Genomic DNA, 14,534 nt, shown 5'->3' with positions numbered 1-14,534 from the left:
ACGCTGAACTCTATGGCTTCTAAATTTTCTAAATTTAAAATAAAAAAAACGCCTGGTGAATAAACACCAAGCGTTTTGATAAGTCTGAAAACGAAAATTAACGTTTTGAGAACTGAGGACGACGACGTGCTTTGCGTAGACCCACTTTTTTACGCTCAACTTCACGAGAGTCGCGAGTAACGAAACCGGCAGAACGTAGAGTGCGGCGTAGAGTTTCATCGTATTGCATCAATGCACGAGTGATACCGTGGCGAATCGCACCAGCTTGACCAGAAATACCACCACCTTTAACAGTGATGAAAACGTCAAATTTTTCAGTAGCGTTAACAAGTTCAAGAGGCTGACGAACAACCATCTGAGCCGTTTCACGACCGAAGTACTGAGAAAGCGAACGGTTGTTGATAACTAGGTTACCAGTACCGGCTTTAAGGAACACACGAGCGGTAGACGTTTTACGACGACCTGTACCGTAGTATTGAGTAGCTGACATAATGATCTTCCGTATTAAATGTTAAGGGCTAGAGGCTGTTGAGCAGCATGTGGATGCTCAGTACCAGCGTACACTTTCATTTTCTTGTGCATTGCGCGGCCCAAAGGACCTTTTGGCAACATACCTTTTACGGCGATTTCAAGAACGCGCTCAGGAGCGTGATCAATCAACTTCTCGAAATTCATAGAACGCAAGCCGCCTGGGTAACCAGTATGGCGGTAGTATTGTTTCGCAGCTGCTTTGTTACCAGAAACGTGAACTTTCTCAGCATTGATAACGACGATGTAATCGCCAGTGTCAACGTGTGGAGTATATTCCGCTTTATGCTTACCGCGTAAACGGCGTGCAATTTCAGTAGCCAAACGGCCTAGAGTTTTGCCTTCAGCATCAACCACGAACCAGTCGCGGCGAACTTCAGCAGGTTTAGCTGTAAAAGTTTTCATCAAAAAACCCTTTCAATACACGTGTTCAAGACACGCTATACCTATTATTATTGGTTATTAAACCGCTACGCAGCTCAATAACGTACACTTACCTTTAAAAAGGCGAGCGAAGTATATAACAACGCTCGTTAAGAAGAAAGCCAAAACACCGCTATGGGCGATGCTCAAGAGACAAATAGTCTTCAGATTGCATTTCTAACAACCGACTCACAGTACGGTCATACTCGAACGCTAATCTCGTGCCTGTGTAGATATCTGGAATCGCGACCTCGGCGGTGATGATAACTTTTACATGACGATCGTAGAACTCATCAATCAAGTTGATAAATCGACGCGCCAAATCATCTCTACTAGAATCCATTTTCGGCAAGTTAGAAATTAATACCGTCGAATACAACTTAGCAATTTCAATATAGTCAACTTGACTACGAGGCCCGTCACACAAGGCATTAATATCAAACCAAGCCATTAAATCACAGCTTTTAATAAAAGGAATTTGACGACCCTCTATTGCAACACTGCCATTCTCTTCAACATGAGAAACATCTGAAATCAAACTCATAAAGCGCTCAGCCAAGGCCTCATTCGCTGCCGGCGTTAATGGATGATAATAAAGCTGGGCTTGTTTCAGCGTCCTTAGACGATAGTCAACACCACCATCTATATTCATCACCTTGGTATGCTTATTAACCAAATCAATCGCAGGTAGAAAGCGCGCACGCTGTAGGCCATTAGTGTATAGCCCATCTGGCTCAATATTCGACGTTGCGACCAGTGTCGTGCTATTTTTAAATAACACTTCTAACAAACCAGCTAAAATCATTGCATCGGTTATATCTGTGACAAAAAACTCATCAAAACAAAGCACCTGCGCCTTATCAGAAATTTGTTTGCCGACAATTTCTAATGGGTTTTTTACATGATCCAGCTTTCGCATCTCTTGATGCACCATTTGCATAAAACGATGAAAATGTAGGCGCATTTTCTTTTCAGTTGGCAGACAATCAAAAAAAGCATCCATTAAATAGGTTTTGCCACGCCCTACTCCACCCCAGAAATATAGCCCTTGCTCTACTTCAATCTCTTTCTTTTTACGAAATAAACCAAACAAGCCAGCAGAGGAAGGCTGATCTTGTTTCGCTACTAATCGATCAAACAAGTCCTGCAGTGCCTTTACTGCCTCTTCCTGCGCCGGATCATAATGAAAGTCATCTCTTTCTAAATCTTGTCTATATCGAGTAATAGGTGTCATCGTTGCTCTTTCGTTGCAATTAATTTATAAAATACATTCTAACAAATAGATGTTAAAACAACACCTAGCAAGGTGTTATCGTGGGAAGGATTTCGGCTATAATAACGTCTGATTTTTGGGAGAACATTATGAACTTGGAAGAATTCAATATTATCGTTTTTGTTACTGGGGCTATTGTCGGCATTGCTGCCACCCTCATATTGAAAAGCATTACATCAAAAAGCACAGAGAAAGATTCTTCCTCTAGCTCAATTACTATTAAGTCTCTTCAACAAGAGCTAGATAAAAAGCAGGTTATCATTGATAACTTTTTCTCAGACAGCAGCGAATATCTACTAACCGCTGAAAAGCGCCTAGCTGAATTAAGAAAAAACCTATCCGCTAGCGCAAGCCAACTAAGCCACATAGACATACCGGCTACAACAGTATCGCAAAATGCCATTGCGCATGATGATGAAATCACAGAACCCCCTAGAGATTACGCCCTAAAAGGGAAATCTGAACAGGGAATGTTAAGCGAAGATTTCGGACTAAAAAACAAATCAGAACCACTCGAACCAAATAGAGTGATTTAATAAAAAAGAGGCTTAATGATAAGCCTCTTTTTTTTGCCAATACTTTTCCCATATTCCCCCATAGATTAAGCTGGATTATCTATGTCTATAAACACAGCATCCATACCATGTTCATCTCTTAAAAAAGCCGCGATGGCTTGCGCACCAAAGCGCTCTGTCGCATGATGACCCGCGGCAATAAAATGAATCCCAAGCTCACGAGCAAGATGAATCGTTTGCTCTGACACTTCTCCCGTAATAAAAACATCCGCACCAGCCTGATGAGCCTGCTCGATATAACCTTGCGCACCGCCAGTACAGAGCGCTACCGTTTTAATATGCTTATCAGACACCGCTTCAAGCAAAACACTTCTACCAACTGACTTTTCTACCAAACACTTAAACGCCTCCACTGTTAACGCTTGATCAAGCTCTCCCACAACACCGATAGCTTCTTCCAACGGAAGGTTGGCCTGTAGCGGTCGACGCTTAGCAGACAAGCCCAGCGCATTGGCCAAACCTGCGTTGTTGCCATACACAGGATGAGCGTCTAAGGGTAGATGGTAGCCAAATAAGCTAATGTCATTCTTAATTAAAGCAGACACTCGGCGATATTTTATTCCCGTTATTTCAGGCGCTTCATTTTTCCAGAAATAACCATGATGGACGACAATAGCATCTGCACCATACTCAATAGCCGCATCGATTAGCGCTTGACAGGCCGTTACACCGGTCACCACTCGCGTAATATTATTTTTCCCTTCCACCTGAAGGCCGTTGGGCGCATAATCCTTGAATCTATGCGGGCTCAATGTAAGATCTAACAACTGTTTAAATTCACTTCTCAGCAAAACAACCTCTATCTATGAATCAGAAAAATCAGTGGACATCACCTATTATCGCCATACTACTTGGTACTTGTATAGGCCTCACCACACTACTTATCCAGGAAAAAACCAAGGTAGTGAGCAACAGCTACGCTGCCCCTGTGGAAAAAGCAGCGCCATCCGTCGTTAGCATTTACACCCAAGTATTACAAAAAAACGACCTCATTAATGATGGCATTTTAAAAGAAACCCCAGCTTCTCAGGATCTCAACCTAGGATCAGGCGTTATCGTTTCCAAAGATGGTTTAATTCTAACCAATCATCACGTCATCCAGAACGCACAGCGAATAATCGTAGGCCTAAACGATGATCGACAAGTTGAAGCAAAATTAATTGGCTCAGACCCTTCGACCGACCTCGCGGTATTAAAAATAAACATCCAAAACCTAACACCAATACAACTAGGCAATAGCGATTCAGTCTCTGTTGGTGATAAAACCCTCGCCATAGGAAACCCTTTTGGTATAGGTCAGACTGTTACGTTTGGCATCATCAGCGCCAAAGGGCGCAACAGTATTGGTTTAAACACCTATGAAAATTTCTTACAAACCGACGCCGCGATCAACCCCGGAAATTCTGGTGGCGCGCTCATCAATCTAAAAGGTGAATTAATTGGCATAAGCTCTGCTATATATTCCAGTAGCGGAGGCTCACAAGGCATTGGCTTTGCTATTCCAATTGATGACGCAGTACAAGTCATGTCGGATTTAGTAAAGAACGGAAGAGTCGTTAGAGCTTATTTAGGTATGGACGCAAAAAAAGTCACATCAGCACTAGCAAAAAGCCTAGCACTGCCTGTGGATCATGGACTACTTGTGAGCGAAGTAACAAAAGAAAGCCCTGCCGATAAAGCTGGCATTCAAATAGGGGATATCATAGTAAAAATCAATAACACCACCAGCGACAACCCGCTTAAAACAAGAAGCCGAATTGCCTCAATGAAGCCTGGCACCACCATCTCCCTACTTGGTTTTAGAGGAAAACAATCATACCAGACCAGCATTACACTAGAGACACAACCCGCAATGCAAAGCATTGCCTATTGAGTCAATTCTACCTTTTCTTTTAAATGCTGAAGACTTGTTTCAAAATTGCGACCAGCAATTTTATTTGCAAAAAAAGCGAGATAAGGACTTAAAAAACCTGTTCTAAGCTTGCCGCTAATCTCCCAATCCACATTGGTACTTTTATTATCGCCGCTGATATAAATTGTGTTATGAACAACGTCAACATCTGGCTTTGGCTTAACATCAAAAGCGATTGAATTAGTGGTTACTGCCGTAAAAAACAATTCCCCCTGCACCTTTGAGTCATCGTATGAAATTGTCGCCTTGTCACCTTGCTGGTAATCCCCTTGGCGCAAATCCACCTTACCACCACTGACAAACATCCAATCAGATAACGAGTCACCACCTAGCAAAGCCTTCACGACAGCATCATGGGGCTTATTAATTATAATACTGCGCTCTACACGATAGTCAGTAGGCAGAAAGAAACCAATCACAACCGCCGCCAAGATAACCAGAGCAGATATTCTGGTTATCTTTCTTAACTGATATAACGCCTTAGGGTGAGAAGAACCTTTCTTACTCACCTGTCGCCTCCAACTCTTTTTCCTCAGTACCATTCACTTCAGACAAAATACGGTACTCAGCTGACATTGCATGCGCTTCAAGAGACTCTCCTCTTGCAAGTGGTGCTGCAATTTTAGCCAAGTCACTTGCACCCTGTGGAGAACAATTAATTATCGAGCTGCGCTTCTGGAAATCATAAACACCAAGCGGTGATGAAAAACGCGCAGTACCAGAGGTTGGCAAAACATGATTTGGACCGGCACAATAATCACCCAATGCCTCAGGTGTATGACGACCCATAAAGATAGCGCCAGCATGTCGAATTTTTTCAGACCATTTCTCAGGCTCATCAATTGATAATTCAAGATGTTCAGCAGCAACTATGTTCGCAATATCCATCGCTTCATCCATATCTTTTACATGGATAAAAGCACCTCGACCTTCTAAAGAAGCTTTAATAATCGCTTGGCGACTTTGCGTCTCGATCAAGCGCTCCATGGAGGCTTTCACCTCTTTAATAAAAGTCTTATCGGGAGAGATCAAAATTGATTGAGCGTCTTCATCGTGCTCAGCCTGTGAGAACAAATCCATGGCAATCCAATCTGGATTCGTCTTACCATCGCAAACAACCAGTATCTCTGACGGGCCAGCTATCATATCGATGCCAACCGCACCAAATACCATGCGCTTTGCTGTCGCCACAAAAATATTACCAGGACCTACAATTTTATCTACTTTAGGCACAGTTTCAGTACCATAAGCGAGAGCCGCAACAGCTTGGGCACCGCCAATAGTAAAAACTCGATCAACCCCTGCAATGTAGGCTGCCGCCAACACGATGTCGTTGACAATATTATCTGGTGTAGGAACCACCATAATAATTTCGCCCACACCCGCAACTTTAGCAGGCATAACATTCATTAGCACAGAAGATGGGTACGCTGCCTTGCCACCAGGAACATAGACACCAACACGATCTAATGGCGTTACTTTTTGACCAAGCACAGTGCCATTAGACTCTTGATACTGCCATGAAGGCTGCTTTTGACGCTCATGGTAATCGTGAACTCGCTGAGCGGCTGCTTCAAGACTAACAATAAGCTCATCACTTACTCTTGCCTTTGCAAGTGCCATTTCCTCACGTGAAATCTCAAGCTCAGAGGCCGAAACAATCTGCCGACGATCAAAACGATTTGTAAACTCAACAACCGATTTATCGCCATTTTTACGCACTTGAGTAACGATATTAGCAACGCTTTCTTGCACAGAGATATCTGACACAGAATCCCAAGCAAGTAAGGCCTCTAGCTCAACTAAGAAACCTTCCGACTCCGTTGAAAACTCTCTAATATTTAAATTCACTACTTGCCCTCGCTATCTTCGACAGCACCACGCAACATTTCGATTATAGGTTCAATTTGAGCGAACTTCGTTTTATAAGCCGCTTTATTAACCACTAGGCGCGTACTAATGTCTGCAATAAATTCTCTTGGCTCTAATCCATTTGCTTTAAGCGTATTACCAGTATCTACAATATCCACAATCAGATCAGCCAAGCCCATAATTGGTGCCAATTCCATTGCACCATACAGCTTGATAACGTCAGCTTGTATACCTTGCTCAGCAAAATACGCCTTCGCAGTTTTAGTAAATTTAGAGGCCACTTTCAAACGGCGCTTTGGCATACCTTCACCAACAACCCCTGCTGTCATCAATCGGCACTTAGCAATCTTTAAATCTAATAATTCATATAGATTCTTAGTCGTCGCTTCCATCAAAACGTCTTTACCGGCCACACCAAAATCCGCTACACCATGTTCAACATAAGTAGGCACATCGGTTGCGCGTAGAATAACCAACTTAATATGCTCATGGTTAGTGTCAAAAATTAACTTTCGGCTTTTACTAATGTCTTCGGCTGGAACAATATTCGCTTTTTTTAACAAGGGTAAAGTTTCACCGAGAATTCGCCCTTTCGATAATGCTATCGTTAATGTTTTGCTCATTTTAATTTAAAACCCGTGAAATTTTTGCACCCAATGATCCGAATTTTTCTTCAATACATTCATAACCACGATCAATGTGGTAAATACGATCAATCTTTGTATCACCCTCCGCGACTAACGCAGAAAGCACCAAGCTTGCAGACGCACGAAGGTCCGTCGCCATAACTGGCGCACCTTTCAAAGATTCACAGCCACGTACAATTGCCGTATTACCATTGACTTCAATATCCGCACCCATGCGCAGCATTTCATCAACGTGCATAAAACGGTTTTCAAAGATATTTTCAATCACTCGACCTACCCCTGTAGCAACCGAGTTCAGCGCAACAAATTGAGCCTGCATATCGGTTGGAAACGCTGGGTATGGCGCAGTACTAATGTTAACTGCGGTAGGACGACGTCCTTCCATATCCACTTCAATCCAATCCTCACCGCAGGTTACTTTTGCACCGGCTTCTTCTAATTTAGCAAGTACGGCTTCGAGAGACTTCACATTAGTATCAATCACTTTAACTTTGCCACCAGTAATCGCTGCAGCAACTAGAAAGGTGCCTGTTTCAATGCGATCTGGCATGACAGGATAAGTCGCACCATGCAATGCCTCTACGCCATCAATGACAATCGTATCTGTTCCGTGACCTGTGATTTTAGCGCCCATAGCAATAAGGCATTCTGCCAAATCAACCACTTCAGGTTCTTTCGCTGAATTCTCTAAGATCGTTTGACCTTCCGCTAGCGTTGCTGCCATCAATAGATTTTCTGTTCCGGTGACGGTTACTTTATCGAAGAAAATACGTGCGCCCTTAAGACGACCATCGACACTTGCTACGATATCGCCACTCTCAACTGAAATAGTGGCACCCATCGCTTCTAAACCACGAAGATGAAGGTCGACAGGACGACTACCAATGGCGCAACCACCAGGCAAAGAGACGACGGCTTTACCAAAATGACTCACTAATGGCCCAAGCACTAAAATAGAGGCGCGCATCGTTTTTACTAAATCATAAGGCGCTTCGCAGTTGTTTAACGTCGAAACATCTAACTGAACACTCATTTTTTCATCAACAACAACACCACACCCCATAGAACCAAGCAGTTCTAGCATGGTAGTAATATCATGAAGATGAGGTAGGTTTTTAATAGTAATTAATTCTTTCGTCAGCAATGTTGCCGCTAAAATAGGTAACGCCGCATTCTTCGCTCCAGAAGCACGAACGACACCATTCAATCTTGTACCACCGGTAATCAGTAGCTTATCCATATGTTTAATCTCTTTAAGTATTTTATAGCGCGCTGTTTTGTTCTGGCGTAAGAGTTTTCATTGTTACGGCATGAATAGCCCCACTGGATATTGCGTCATTTAGATGTGAATAAACCAGCTGCTGTCTTTTAACGGTAGACATACCTTCAAATTCAGAGGAGACAACAATAATTCGAAAGTTACACCCTTCACCTTCAGCCGTTACTTTGCAATCATTGATAGTAGATTCTAAAAGTGCTTTAACTTCGCTTGCGTTCACAATCGCTCCAATATTAAATATTCATAGATCCCATTATTCTACCTTAGTCGAAGCAACTTCTTAACACCCATTCACACAACTCATCGTAAAAAAATCATCTGTTTTGTCATTATCTCTGAGTCTTAAGGATTATTGTGACAAAAAAAATCCGAAGCAGGCTGACCTACTTCGGATATCTAATCATTGCCTATAAAAGCCCGCTAAGATTTCTTCTTAAGCGATTGCTCCCAGGCATCAATCGCAGAATCGATATTATTACGATTCTGCTGCATCATGACGGCAAATTGTTTTCTAAAGGTAAGCCCGAAGTTGATATTGTTAATGACAACATTGCTCAACTTCCAATCATCATTACCATAGTCTTCCATGTAAAAATTTAAGTTAAGAGGCGCGCCATCCCCCGTTTTAAAATCCACATCCACTTTAACTTCATCACCACTTCGTTGCGGACCTAATGGCAACACATTGATTTTATCGGGATCCAAATCCAGCAAAGAGCCGCTGTAAGTCTTAAGCAAGGTGTCTCGAGTCACGGTAACAAAACGTGAACGCTGATCTGGTGTTGCTCTTCGATAATACTTACCCATCACTTTTTTTGAAAAGTCATCAAAATTAATAACAGGTGTTAATATTTTATCGATTCGTTGAGACAATAATTCAGGATTCTTTGCCAACTGAGCTTTATCCGCAATAATTTCGGTACGAAAGGAATCAACCACACGAATAACCGTCTCACGAGCCGCCTCTTGACCTGCCCACACCGAAGATGAAATTAGCGCCCCCATCATCAGCATTACCTTTATTACTCTTGGCACATTCATTTCCTCTATTTATCTGAGCCACTGGTCTTATTAAATAAGAACTGGCTAATCAAGTTCTCTAATACAAGAGCGGATTGTGTATCACGAATTTCATCACCATTTTTCAGCATTTTATCTTCTGCACCAATGGAAATGCCTAAATATTTTTCACCCAACAAACCGCTGGTCAAAATAGCTATCGAGCTGTCCTCAGGAATATTATTCACATCTGAATCAATACTCATGGTCACTTTAGCCATATAAAGTTTTTTGTCATAAGAGATTGAATCAACACTACCGACGGTCACACCCGCAATGGTGACCTTGGCTCGATCGCTTAAACCACCAATATCATCAAATCGTGCAACAACATGGTACGAATCCTTTTTACTATTAAACCCAAGCCCACTCACTTGCACTGCTAAGTAAACAAATGCCAACAAGCCCAATACAATAAAACTTCCCACTAATAACTCAGCGCGCTTACTTCTCATCCTAAAAATCTCCAAACATCGCAGCGGTTAACACAAAATCCAATGCCAAAACGGCCAATGAGCCCAACACGACCGTTCTAGTAGTCGCCTTACCAATTCCTTCCGATGTAGGAACGCATTCATAACCCTGATAAACCGCAATCCAAGTGATAGCAACGGCAAACACTAGGGCCTTTATTAAACCATTAAGTATGTCTGTATCAAAATTAACCGACTGTTGCATCAAGGACCAAAAAGAGCCATCACTAACACCAAGCCAACCAACAGACACTAACAAGCCGCCAATAATACCTGCGGCTGAAAACACCATACTAAGCAAAGGAAGACAGATTACCCCAGCAATAAATCGTGGGGCAATAACTCGGCGTAACGGGTCAACACCCATCATCTCATAACTAGACAACTGCTCAGTGGCCTTCATCAAACCGATTTCTGCCGTTAATGAAGACCCAGCACGACCAGCAAATAACAATGCAGTGACAACAGGTCCTAACTCTCTCAACAAAGACAAAGCCAACAGTTGGCCAACCGAGTCCTCAGAGCCAAATTTAGCCAAAACACTGTAACCTTGAAGCGATAACACCATCCCAATAAACGTTCCTGAGACAACAATAATCACGAATGACAAGACACCAACAGAATAAAGTTGACGCACCAAAAGGTTAACAGATTCACCAAAACGAACAGGAACTCTAAAAATACTTTGAGCAATAAAAATACCAGCTCGACCAATCGCTTCAAGCCAGTCGAAAAACCATGCCCCTAAGGCAATCAAACTTTTCATTACCGCTTTCCTCCATGGTCCGACATTGTATCTTCAGGATAATTAAATGGCACTGGACCATCTGGTTCACCATGTAAAAACTGCTTCACCTGCGCATTTTGTGACGCACGAATTTCTTCAGGCGACCCTTCTGCAATCACGCGACCACCCGCCATAATGCACACATGATCGGCGATAGATAAAGATTCTTCTACGTCGTGAGAAACTAAAACAGAAGTAATTCCTGCTGAAGCGTTTAACTTACGTATCAACTCAACCAATACACCTTTCGAAATAGGATCTTGTCCAGCAAATGGCTCATCGAACATTACCAATTCAGGATCAAGAGCAATGGCTCGCGCCAGCGCAACACGCCTTGCCATCCCACCAGACAGCTCAGACGGCTTTAAATAAGCCGCTCCACGCAAACCCACACTATGAAGTTTTTCTAAAACAATCTCTTTAATTTTCGCAGCAGAAAACTTAGTGTGTTCCTCTAATGGAAAAGCGACATTTTCAAACACACTCATATCACTGAATAGAGCGCCACTTTGAAATAACATGCCGATTTTTTCTCGAACCTTATATAATGCCGATCGAGATAATTCATCCACATTCTGTCCGTCCACAGTAATTGTTCCACTGTCGGGAGATAATTGAGCACCAATGAGCCGCAACAAGGTTGTCTTACCGGTACCGCTTGGCCCCATTACTGCAGTGATTTTTCCCCTAGGAATAACTAGAGTTACATCATCAAAAATCACCCTATCCCCTCTAGAGAAGCGAAGATTCTGCACTTTTATATACACATCTAGCACTTATTCACCTTTCCAGTCCTGATTAAAGTATTGAAGAATAGTACCACCCACCTGTCGCAAAGAGAATCACGCTTCATACAGAATCGAATTTGTTTCAAAGATCAAGTCTTGAATTTCACCCGTAAACCTCATTAAATGGAGCATCATTTTATTTACGAGTAAATTCAAGGTTATGCTGCTGTTTTCCGCTGCTCTTATTGCAGGTCTAATCCTGCTAATCATTAGTTCTGATAAATTCATTGAACACGCTGCTCTTGTTGCAGAAAAGCTCAATGTAAACCCTATGGTCATTGGCGTTACACTGGTCGCATTTGGCACGTCAGCCCCTGAAATGGTGGTATCCACCATGGCGGCCCTCGATAACGCTCCGGAAATTGCCATTGGCAATGTACTAGGGTCGAACATCGCGAATGTTGCACTCGTATTTGGCGTAACCTTATTGTTTTCTGCGATTCCGATTTCGAAAGGCTTAATCACGAAAGAAGTGCCACTGGTTATTGGCATAACATTATTAACGGGGTGGTTGCTGCATGATAGTTACCTCAGTTTTTACGATGGTATTATTCTTCTTATCGCATTCGCTTTCATATTGTTTACTTTATTACGCGGCAGCAAGAACTTAGAAAGCCAATTGAAAGAGGAACTACCAGAAAATGACGGTGACTCGGTCGCAAAATCTTTGATCATATCCTTAATTGGCTTAGTCGTATTAATCGGCAGTTCTAAACTTCTTATTTGGGGGGCTGTTGGCATCGCCAAAGGGCTTGGCGTTAGTGAGCTAGTTATCGGCCTTACCATAGTCGCTGTAGGAACAAGTCTTCCAGAGCTCGCCGCCTCTATCAGTAGCGTTCGCAAAGGATTACATTCTATTGCAATAGGCAATATCATTGGCTCAAATATCTTCAACCTAGCCACCGTATTGCCAATTCCTGGCTTAATATCACCAGGCGCTATAGATCCAAATGCATCCGGACGAGATTACTACTGGGTTCTTGGGCTTACTCTAGCGCTTTCCATACTTATTTTTGTCTTTGGAAAATCCAAAAAGGCAACCATCCCAAGATGGATTGGCATCCCTTTAATTGGATCCTATATTGCCTACTTACTTCTCATTAGCTTTGGAAGTACTGTCTAATGATTCAACTCAACGCAAAATACACCGTACTTGGCGTCATTGTGATCGCTCTGGCATCTGGCGTTTTTTTTGCTGACACCCCTTTAACTAAAAATCTGGTGGCGACTCAAAAGCTCAGCAGCACGCCAGATTATTTCATCACCAATATCAAAGCAAAAGAATATGATCAAAATGGCGCATTACAAGAGACGCTAACGGCAACACAAGCTCTGCACTACAATCAAGAATCTCGCACCTTGCTAGACAATCCGACAATTCAGCGACATGACTCAGCTGGGGCTTGGAATGCAAAAGGGAAAAAAGGAGTAATAGAGGACGGTAGTCATGATATCCTATTAACAGATGACGCTGTCGCTGTTAAACAATTTTCAGATTCTCCTGATATCACCCTTAACGCAGACAGCATTCATTATTTGGATGACAAGCAATCATTAACAAGCAGCGGTAACGCCACCCTTTATTCAACGCAAGGCAAAACTACCGCAAAAACAATTACTACCTACATTAATTCAGAAGAAGTCGTGATGACAGGATCTGTACGAGGACAGTATGAAACAACTCATTAACATTAGCGCGCTACTGGCCGGACTCATAATTAGCCAGCACGCACTTGCACTGCCTGATGACTTAAGCAAACCGCTGACGATACAGTCTAACGAAGCATTTTTAGACCAAAAAACTGGCATAGCGACTTATAAAGGTGATGTTTTTGTTAAACAAGGATCCATTGAGATACAAGCTCAATTCCTGAAAGTAACAACGGATCCTAAAACACGCAAATTCAGCAAATTGGTAGCCACAGGCAAGCCTGCAAAATTTAGCCAACAAATTGATTGGAATGGCAACATGATGATCAGTCGAGGTGAGCAAATTAACTATGAAGTTACCAGCTCAACATTAGACATATCAGGCAATGCTTACCTCAATAGAATGGATGATAAAATCACAGCAGATCATATTCTATACCACATAGACACTGGCACCTTTAACGCTCAGAAACAAGGTTCTGGCCGAGTATCCATGACACTACAACCAGCAGATGACAAAAAAGAGAAATAGATGGCCCTGTTAGAAGCTAGAAACCTTGCTAAAAGCTACAAAAAAAGACAAGTCGTTAAAGATGTCTCCATTTCTGTTGAATCAGGACAAGCTGTTGGACTACTTGGGCCAAATGGTGCAGGCAAAACAACGTGCTTTTATATGATAGTGGGCATGGTGTCTAACGACGCTGGCGGCATTTTTATTGACGGTCATGACATCACCAAAAACGCCATGCATACTCGCGCCCAAAAAGGTATCGGCTACCTACCGCAAGAAGCTTCAATTTTTAGAAAAATGTCCGTTGAAGACAATATTTATGCCATTTTAGAAACACGCAAAGAATTATCCAAAGAGCAAAAGCACGAAAGATTAGAAACATTATTAAATGAATTTCATGTCACCCATATTCGTAGCAACCTAGGCATGGCACTATCAGGCGGCGAAAGACGTCGCGTTGAAATAGCTCGCGCGTTGGCAATGAACCCTAAGTTCATTCTTTTGGATGAACCTTTTGCTGGTGTTGATCCCATCTCTGTCGGCGACATCAAATTAATCATAAAACATTTACAAGAAAGCGGCATAGGTGTTTTGATTACAGACCACAATGTACGAGAAACGCTGGATATTTGCGACAAGGCTTATATCGTTGGTAATGGAAAAATCATTGCTTCAGGTGATGCCCAAACAGTCATAAACAATGAACAAGTAAAAAAGGTTTATTTAGGCGACGACTTCCGCCTATAGCCCCTTATCT

19 protein-coding genes are annotated in these 14,534 nt (G+C 42.4%); 6 read left to right on the top strand and 13 right to left on the bottom strand.

Annotated features, from left to right (window positions below; genetic code table 11):
* Positions 1–97 precede the first annotated feature (97 nt).
* From rpsI to zapE, 3 genes are all read right to left on the bottom strand, one after another.
* Positions 98–490: a 30S ribosomal protein S9 gene (rpsI, locus tag E0D70_RS04915; protein ID WP_133011165.1), complete on the bottom strand. Its 393-nt coding sequence runs from the start codon at positions 488–490 to the stop codon at positions 98–100.
* A gap of 14 nt (positions 491–504) precedes the next feature.
* The gene (gene rplM, locus E0D70_RS04910; protein WP_133011164.1) at positions 505–933 is read right to left on the bottom strand and encodes a 50S ribosomal protein L13; all 429 of its coding nucleotides are present in this window, start codon (positions 931–933) and stop codon (positions 505–507) included.
* Between the two features lie 151 nt (positions 934–1,084).
* Positions 1,085–2,185 (bottom strand): cell division protein ZapE, encoded by a 1,101-nt coding sequence (gene zapE / locus E0D70_RS04905; protein WP_133011163.1) that lies wholly within the window; start codon positions 2,183–2,185, stop codon positions 1,085–1,087.
* Positions 2,186–2,313: 128 nt separating this feature from the next.
* Here zapE and E0D70_RS04900 point away from each other — a divergent pair, with 128 nt between their 5' ends.
* Positions 2,314–2,760 carry a ZapG family protein gene (locus E0D70_RS04900; RefSeq protein WP_133011162.1) on the top strand — a complete coding sequence of 149 codons (447 nt, stop codon included), beginning with the start codon at positions 2,314–2,316 and terminating at the stop codon, positions 2,758–2,760.
* A 65-nt stretch (positions 2,761–2,825) separates the two neighbouring features.
* Here E0D70_RS04900 and E0D70_RS04895 read toward each other — a convergent pair whose 3' ends face one another.
* Positions 2,826–3,590: a Nif3-like dinuclear metal center hexameric protein gene (locus E0D70_RS04895; RefSeq protein ID WP_133011161.1), complete on the bottom strand. Its 765-nt coding sequence runs from the start codon at positions 3,588–3,590 to the stop codon at positions 2,826–2,828.
* Positions 3,591–3,604: 14 nt separating this feature from the next.
* Here E0D70_RS04895 and E0D70_RS04890 point away from each other — a divergent pair, with 14 nt between their 5' ends.
* Positions 3,605–4,672, top strand: a complete 1,068-nt coding sequence (locus E0D70_RS04890; protein ID WP_133011160.1) for a S1C family serine protease — start codon at positions 3,605–3,607, stop codon at positions 4,670–4,672.
* On the opposite strand, the gene E0D70_RS04885 is transcribed toward E0D70_RS04890, so the two are convergent.
* From E0D70_RS04885 to E0D70_RS04845, 9 genes are all read right to left on the bottom strand, one after another.
* Positions 4,666–5,220: an SRPBCC family protein gene (locus E0D70_RS04885; protein ID WP_240536989.1), complete on the bottom strand. Its 555-nt coding sequence runs from the start codon at positions 5,218–5,220 to the stop codon at positions 4,666–4,668. The two genes, E0D70_RS04890 and E0D70_RS04885, sit on opposite strands and share 7 nt — an antisense overlap.
* Positions 5,213–6,562, bottom strand: a complete 1,350-nt coding sequence (gene hisD, locus E0D70_RS04880) for a histidinol dehydrogenase (RefSeq protein ID WP_133011158.1) — start codon at positions 6,560–6,562, stop codon at positions 5,213–5,215. Before hisD ends, E0D70_RS04885 begins: the two co-directional genes overlap by 8 nt.
* A complete protein-coding gene (hisG, locus tag E0D70_RS04875) occupies positions 6,562–7,206 on the bottom strand; it encodes an ATP phosphoribosyltransferase (RefSeq protein ID WP_133011157.1) in 645 nt (214 codons plus the stop codon). Before hisG ends, hisD begins: the two co-directional genes overlap by 1 nt.
* A gap of 1 nt (position 7,207) precedes the next feature.
* A complete protein-coding gene (gene murA / locus E0D70_RS04870; RefSeq protein ID WP_133011156.1) occupies positions 7,208–8,470 on the bottom strand; it encodes a UDP-N-acetylglucosamine 1-carboxyvinyltransferase in 1,263 nt (420 codons plus the stop codon).
* Positions 8,471–8,492: 22 nt separating this feature from the next.
* Positions 8,493–8,729: a BolA family protein gene (locus E0D70_RS04865; RefSeq protein ID WP_133011155.1), complete on the bottom strand. Its 237-nt coding sequence runs from the start codon at positions 8,727–8,729 to the stop codon at positions 8,493–8,495.
* Between the two features lie 200 nt (positions 8,730–8,929).
* The gene (locus E0D70_RS04860; protein WP_240536988.1) at positions 8,930–9,550 is read right to left on the bottom strand and encodes an MlaC/ttg2D family ABC transporter substrate-binding protein; all 621 of its coding nucleotides are present in this window, start codon (positions 9,548–9,550) and stop codon (positions 8,930–8,932) included.
* A 5-nt stretch (positions 9,551–9,555) separates the two neighbouring features.
* Entirely contained in the window at positions 9,556–10,023 is a 468-nt protein-coding gene (mlaD, locus tag E0D70_RS04855) for an outer membrane lipid asymmetry maintenance protein MlaD (RefSeq protein ID WP_133011153.1), read from the bottom strand.
* Between the two features lies 1 nt (position 10,024).
* Positions 10,025–10,807: a lipid asymmetry maintenance ABC transporter permease subunit MlaE gene (gene mlaE, locus E0D70_RS04850; protein WP_133011152.1), complete on the bottom strand. Its 783-nt coding sequence runs from the start codon at positions 10,805–10,807 to the stop codon at positions 10,025–10,027.
* Positions 10,807–11,604 carry an ABC transporter ATP-binding protein gene (locus tag E0D70_RS04845; RefSeq protein ID WP_133011151.1) on the bottom strand — a complete coding sequence of 266 codons (798 nt, stop codon included), beginning with the start codon at positions 11,602–11,604 and terminating at the stop codon, positions 10,807–10,809. The genes mlaE and E0D70_RS04845 overlap by 1 nt, the downstream gene beginning before the upstream one ends.
* Positions 11,605–11,776: 172 nt before the next feature.
* On the opposite strand from E0D70_RS04845, the gene E0D70_RS04840 reads away from it, so the two are divergent.
* From E0D70_RS04840 to lptB, 4 genes are read left to right on the top strand one after another with little or no spacing between them, the layout of a single operon-like run.
* Positions 11,777–12,739 (top strand): calcium/sodium antiporter, encoded by a 963-nt coding sequence (locus E0D70_RS04840; protein WP_133011150.1) that lies wholly within the window; start codon positions 11,777–11,779, stop codon positions 12,737–12,739.
* On the top strand, positions 12,739–13,305 hold the full coding sequence (lptC, locus tag E0D70_RS04835) for an LPS export ABC transporter periplasmic protein LptC (protein ID WP_133011149.1): 567 nt from the start codon (positions 12,739–12,741) through the stop codon (positions 13,303–13,305). The genes E0D70_RS04840 and lptC overlap by 1 nt, the downstream gene beginning before the upstream one ends.
* A complete protein-coding gene (lptA, locus tag E0D70_RS04830) occupies positions 13,289–13,798 on the top strand; it encodes a lipopolysaccharide transport periplasmic protein LptA (RefSeq protein WP_133011148.1) in 510 nt (169 codons plus the stop codon). The genes lptC and lptA overlap by 17 nt, the downstream gene beginning before the upstream one ends.
* Positions 13,799–14,524 carry an LPS export ABC transporter ATP-binding protein gene (gene lptB, locus E0D70_RS04825; protein WP_133011147.1) on the top strand — a complete coding sequence of 242 codons (726 nt, stop codon included), beginning with the start codon at positions 13,799–13,801 and terminating at the stop codon, positions 14,522–14,524. It abuts the gene before it with no gap.
* The last annotated feature ends 10 nt before the right edge of the window (positions 14,525–14,534 follow it).

Source organism: Marinomonas flavescens (assembly GCF_004352835.1).
In the GTDB taxonomy this organism is placed as follows: Bacteria; Pseudomonadota; Gammaproteobacteria; order Pseudomonadales; family Marinomonadaceae; genus Marinomonas; species Marinomonas flavescens.
The sequence above is the reverse complement of the archived record's forward strand: the minus strand, read 5'-3'. Positions and strand labels throughout refer to the sequence as shown.

Bases quoted from the DNA above. Each gene is read 5' to 3' on its own strand.
- rpsI (WP_133011165.1), bottom strand. From the start codon at position 490: ATGTCAGCTACTCAATACTACGGTACAGGTCGTCGTAAAACGTCTACC.
- rplM (WP_133011164.1), bottom strand. From the start codon at position 933: ATGAAAACTTTTACAGCTAAACCTGCTGAAGTTCGCCGCGACTGGTTC.
- zapE (WP_133011163.1), bottom strand. From the start codon at position 2,185: ATGACACCTATTACTCGATATAGACAAGATTTAGAAAGAGATGACTTT.
- E0D70_RS04900 (WP_133011162.1), top strand. From the start codon at position 2,314: ATGAACTTGGAAGAATTCAATATTATCGTTTTTGTTACTGGGGCTATT.
- E0D70_RS04890 (WP_133011160.1), top strand. From the start codon at position 3,605: ATGAATCAGAAAAATCAGTGGACATCACCTATTATCGCCATACTACTT.
- hisG (WP_133011157.1), bottom strand. From the start codon at position 7,206: ATGAGCAAAACATTAACGATAGCATTATCGAAAGGGCGAATTCTCGGT.
- murA (WP_133011156.1), bottom strand. From the start codon at position 8,470: ATGGATAAGCTACTGATTACCGGTGGTACAAGATTGAATGGTGTCGTT.
- E0D70_RS04860 (WP_240536988.1), bottom strand. From the start codon at position 9,550: ATGAATGTGCCAAGAGTAATAAAGGTAATGCTGATGATGGGGGCGCTA.
- mlaD (WP_133011153.1), bottom strand. From the start codon at position 10,023: ATGAGAAGTAAGCGCGCTGAGTTATTAGTGGGAAGTTTTATTGTATTG.
- mlaE (WP_133011152.1), bottom strand. From the start codon at position 10,807: ATGAAAAGTTTGATTGCCTTAGGGGCATGGTTTTTCGACTGGCTTGAA.
- E0D70_RS04840 (WP_133011150.1), top strand. From the start codon at position 11,777: ATGCTGCTGTTTTCCGCTGCTCTTATTGCAGGTCTAATCCTGCTAATC.
- lptC (WP_133011149.1), top strand. From the start codon at position 12,739: ATGATTCAACTCAACGCAAAATACACCGTACTTGGCGTCATTGTGATC.
- lptA (WP_133011148.1), top strand. From the start codon at position 13,289: ATGAAACAACTCATTAACATTAGCGCGCTACTGGCCGGACTCATAATT.
- lptB (WP_133011147.1), top strand. From the start codon at position 13,799: ATGGCCCTGTTAGAAGCTAGAAACCTTGCTAAAAGCTACAAAAAAAGA.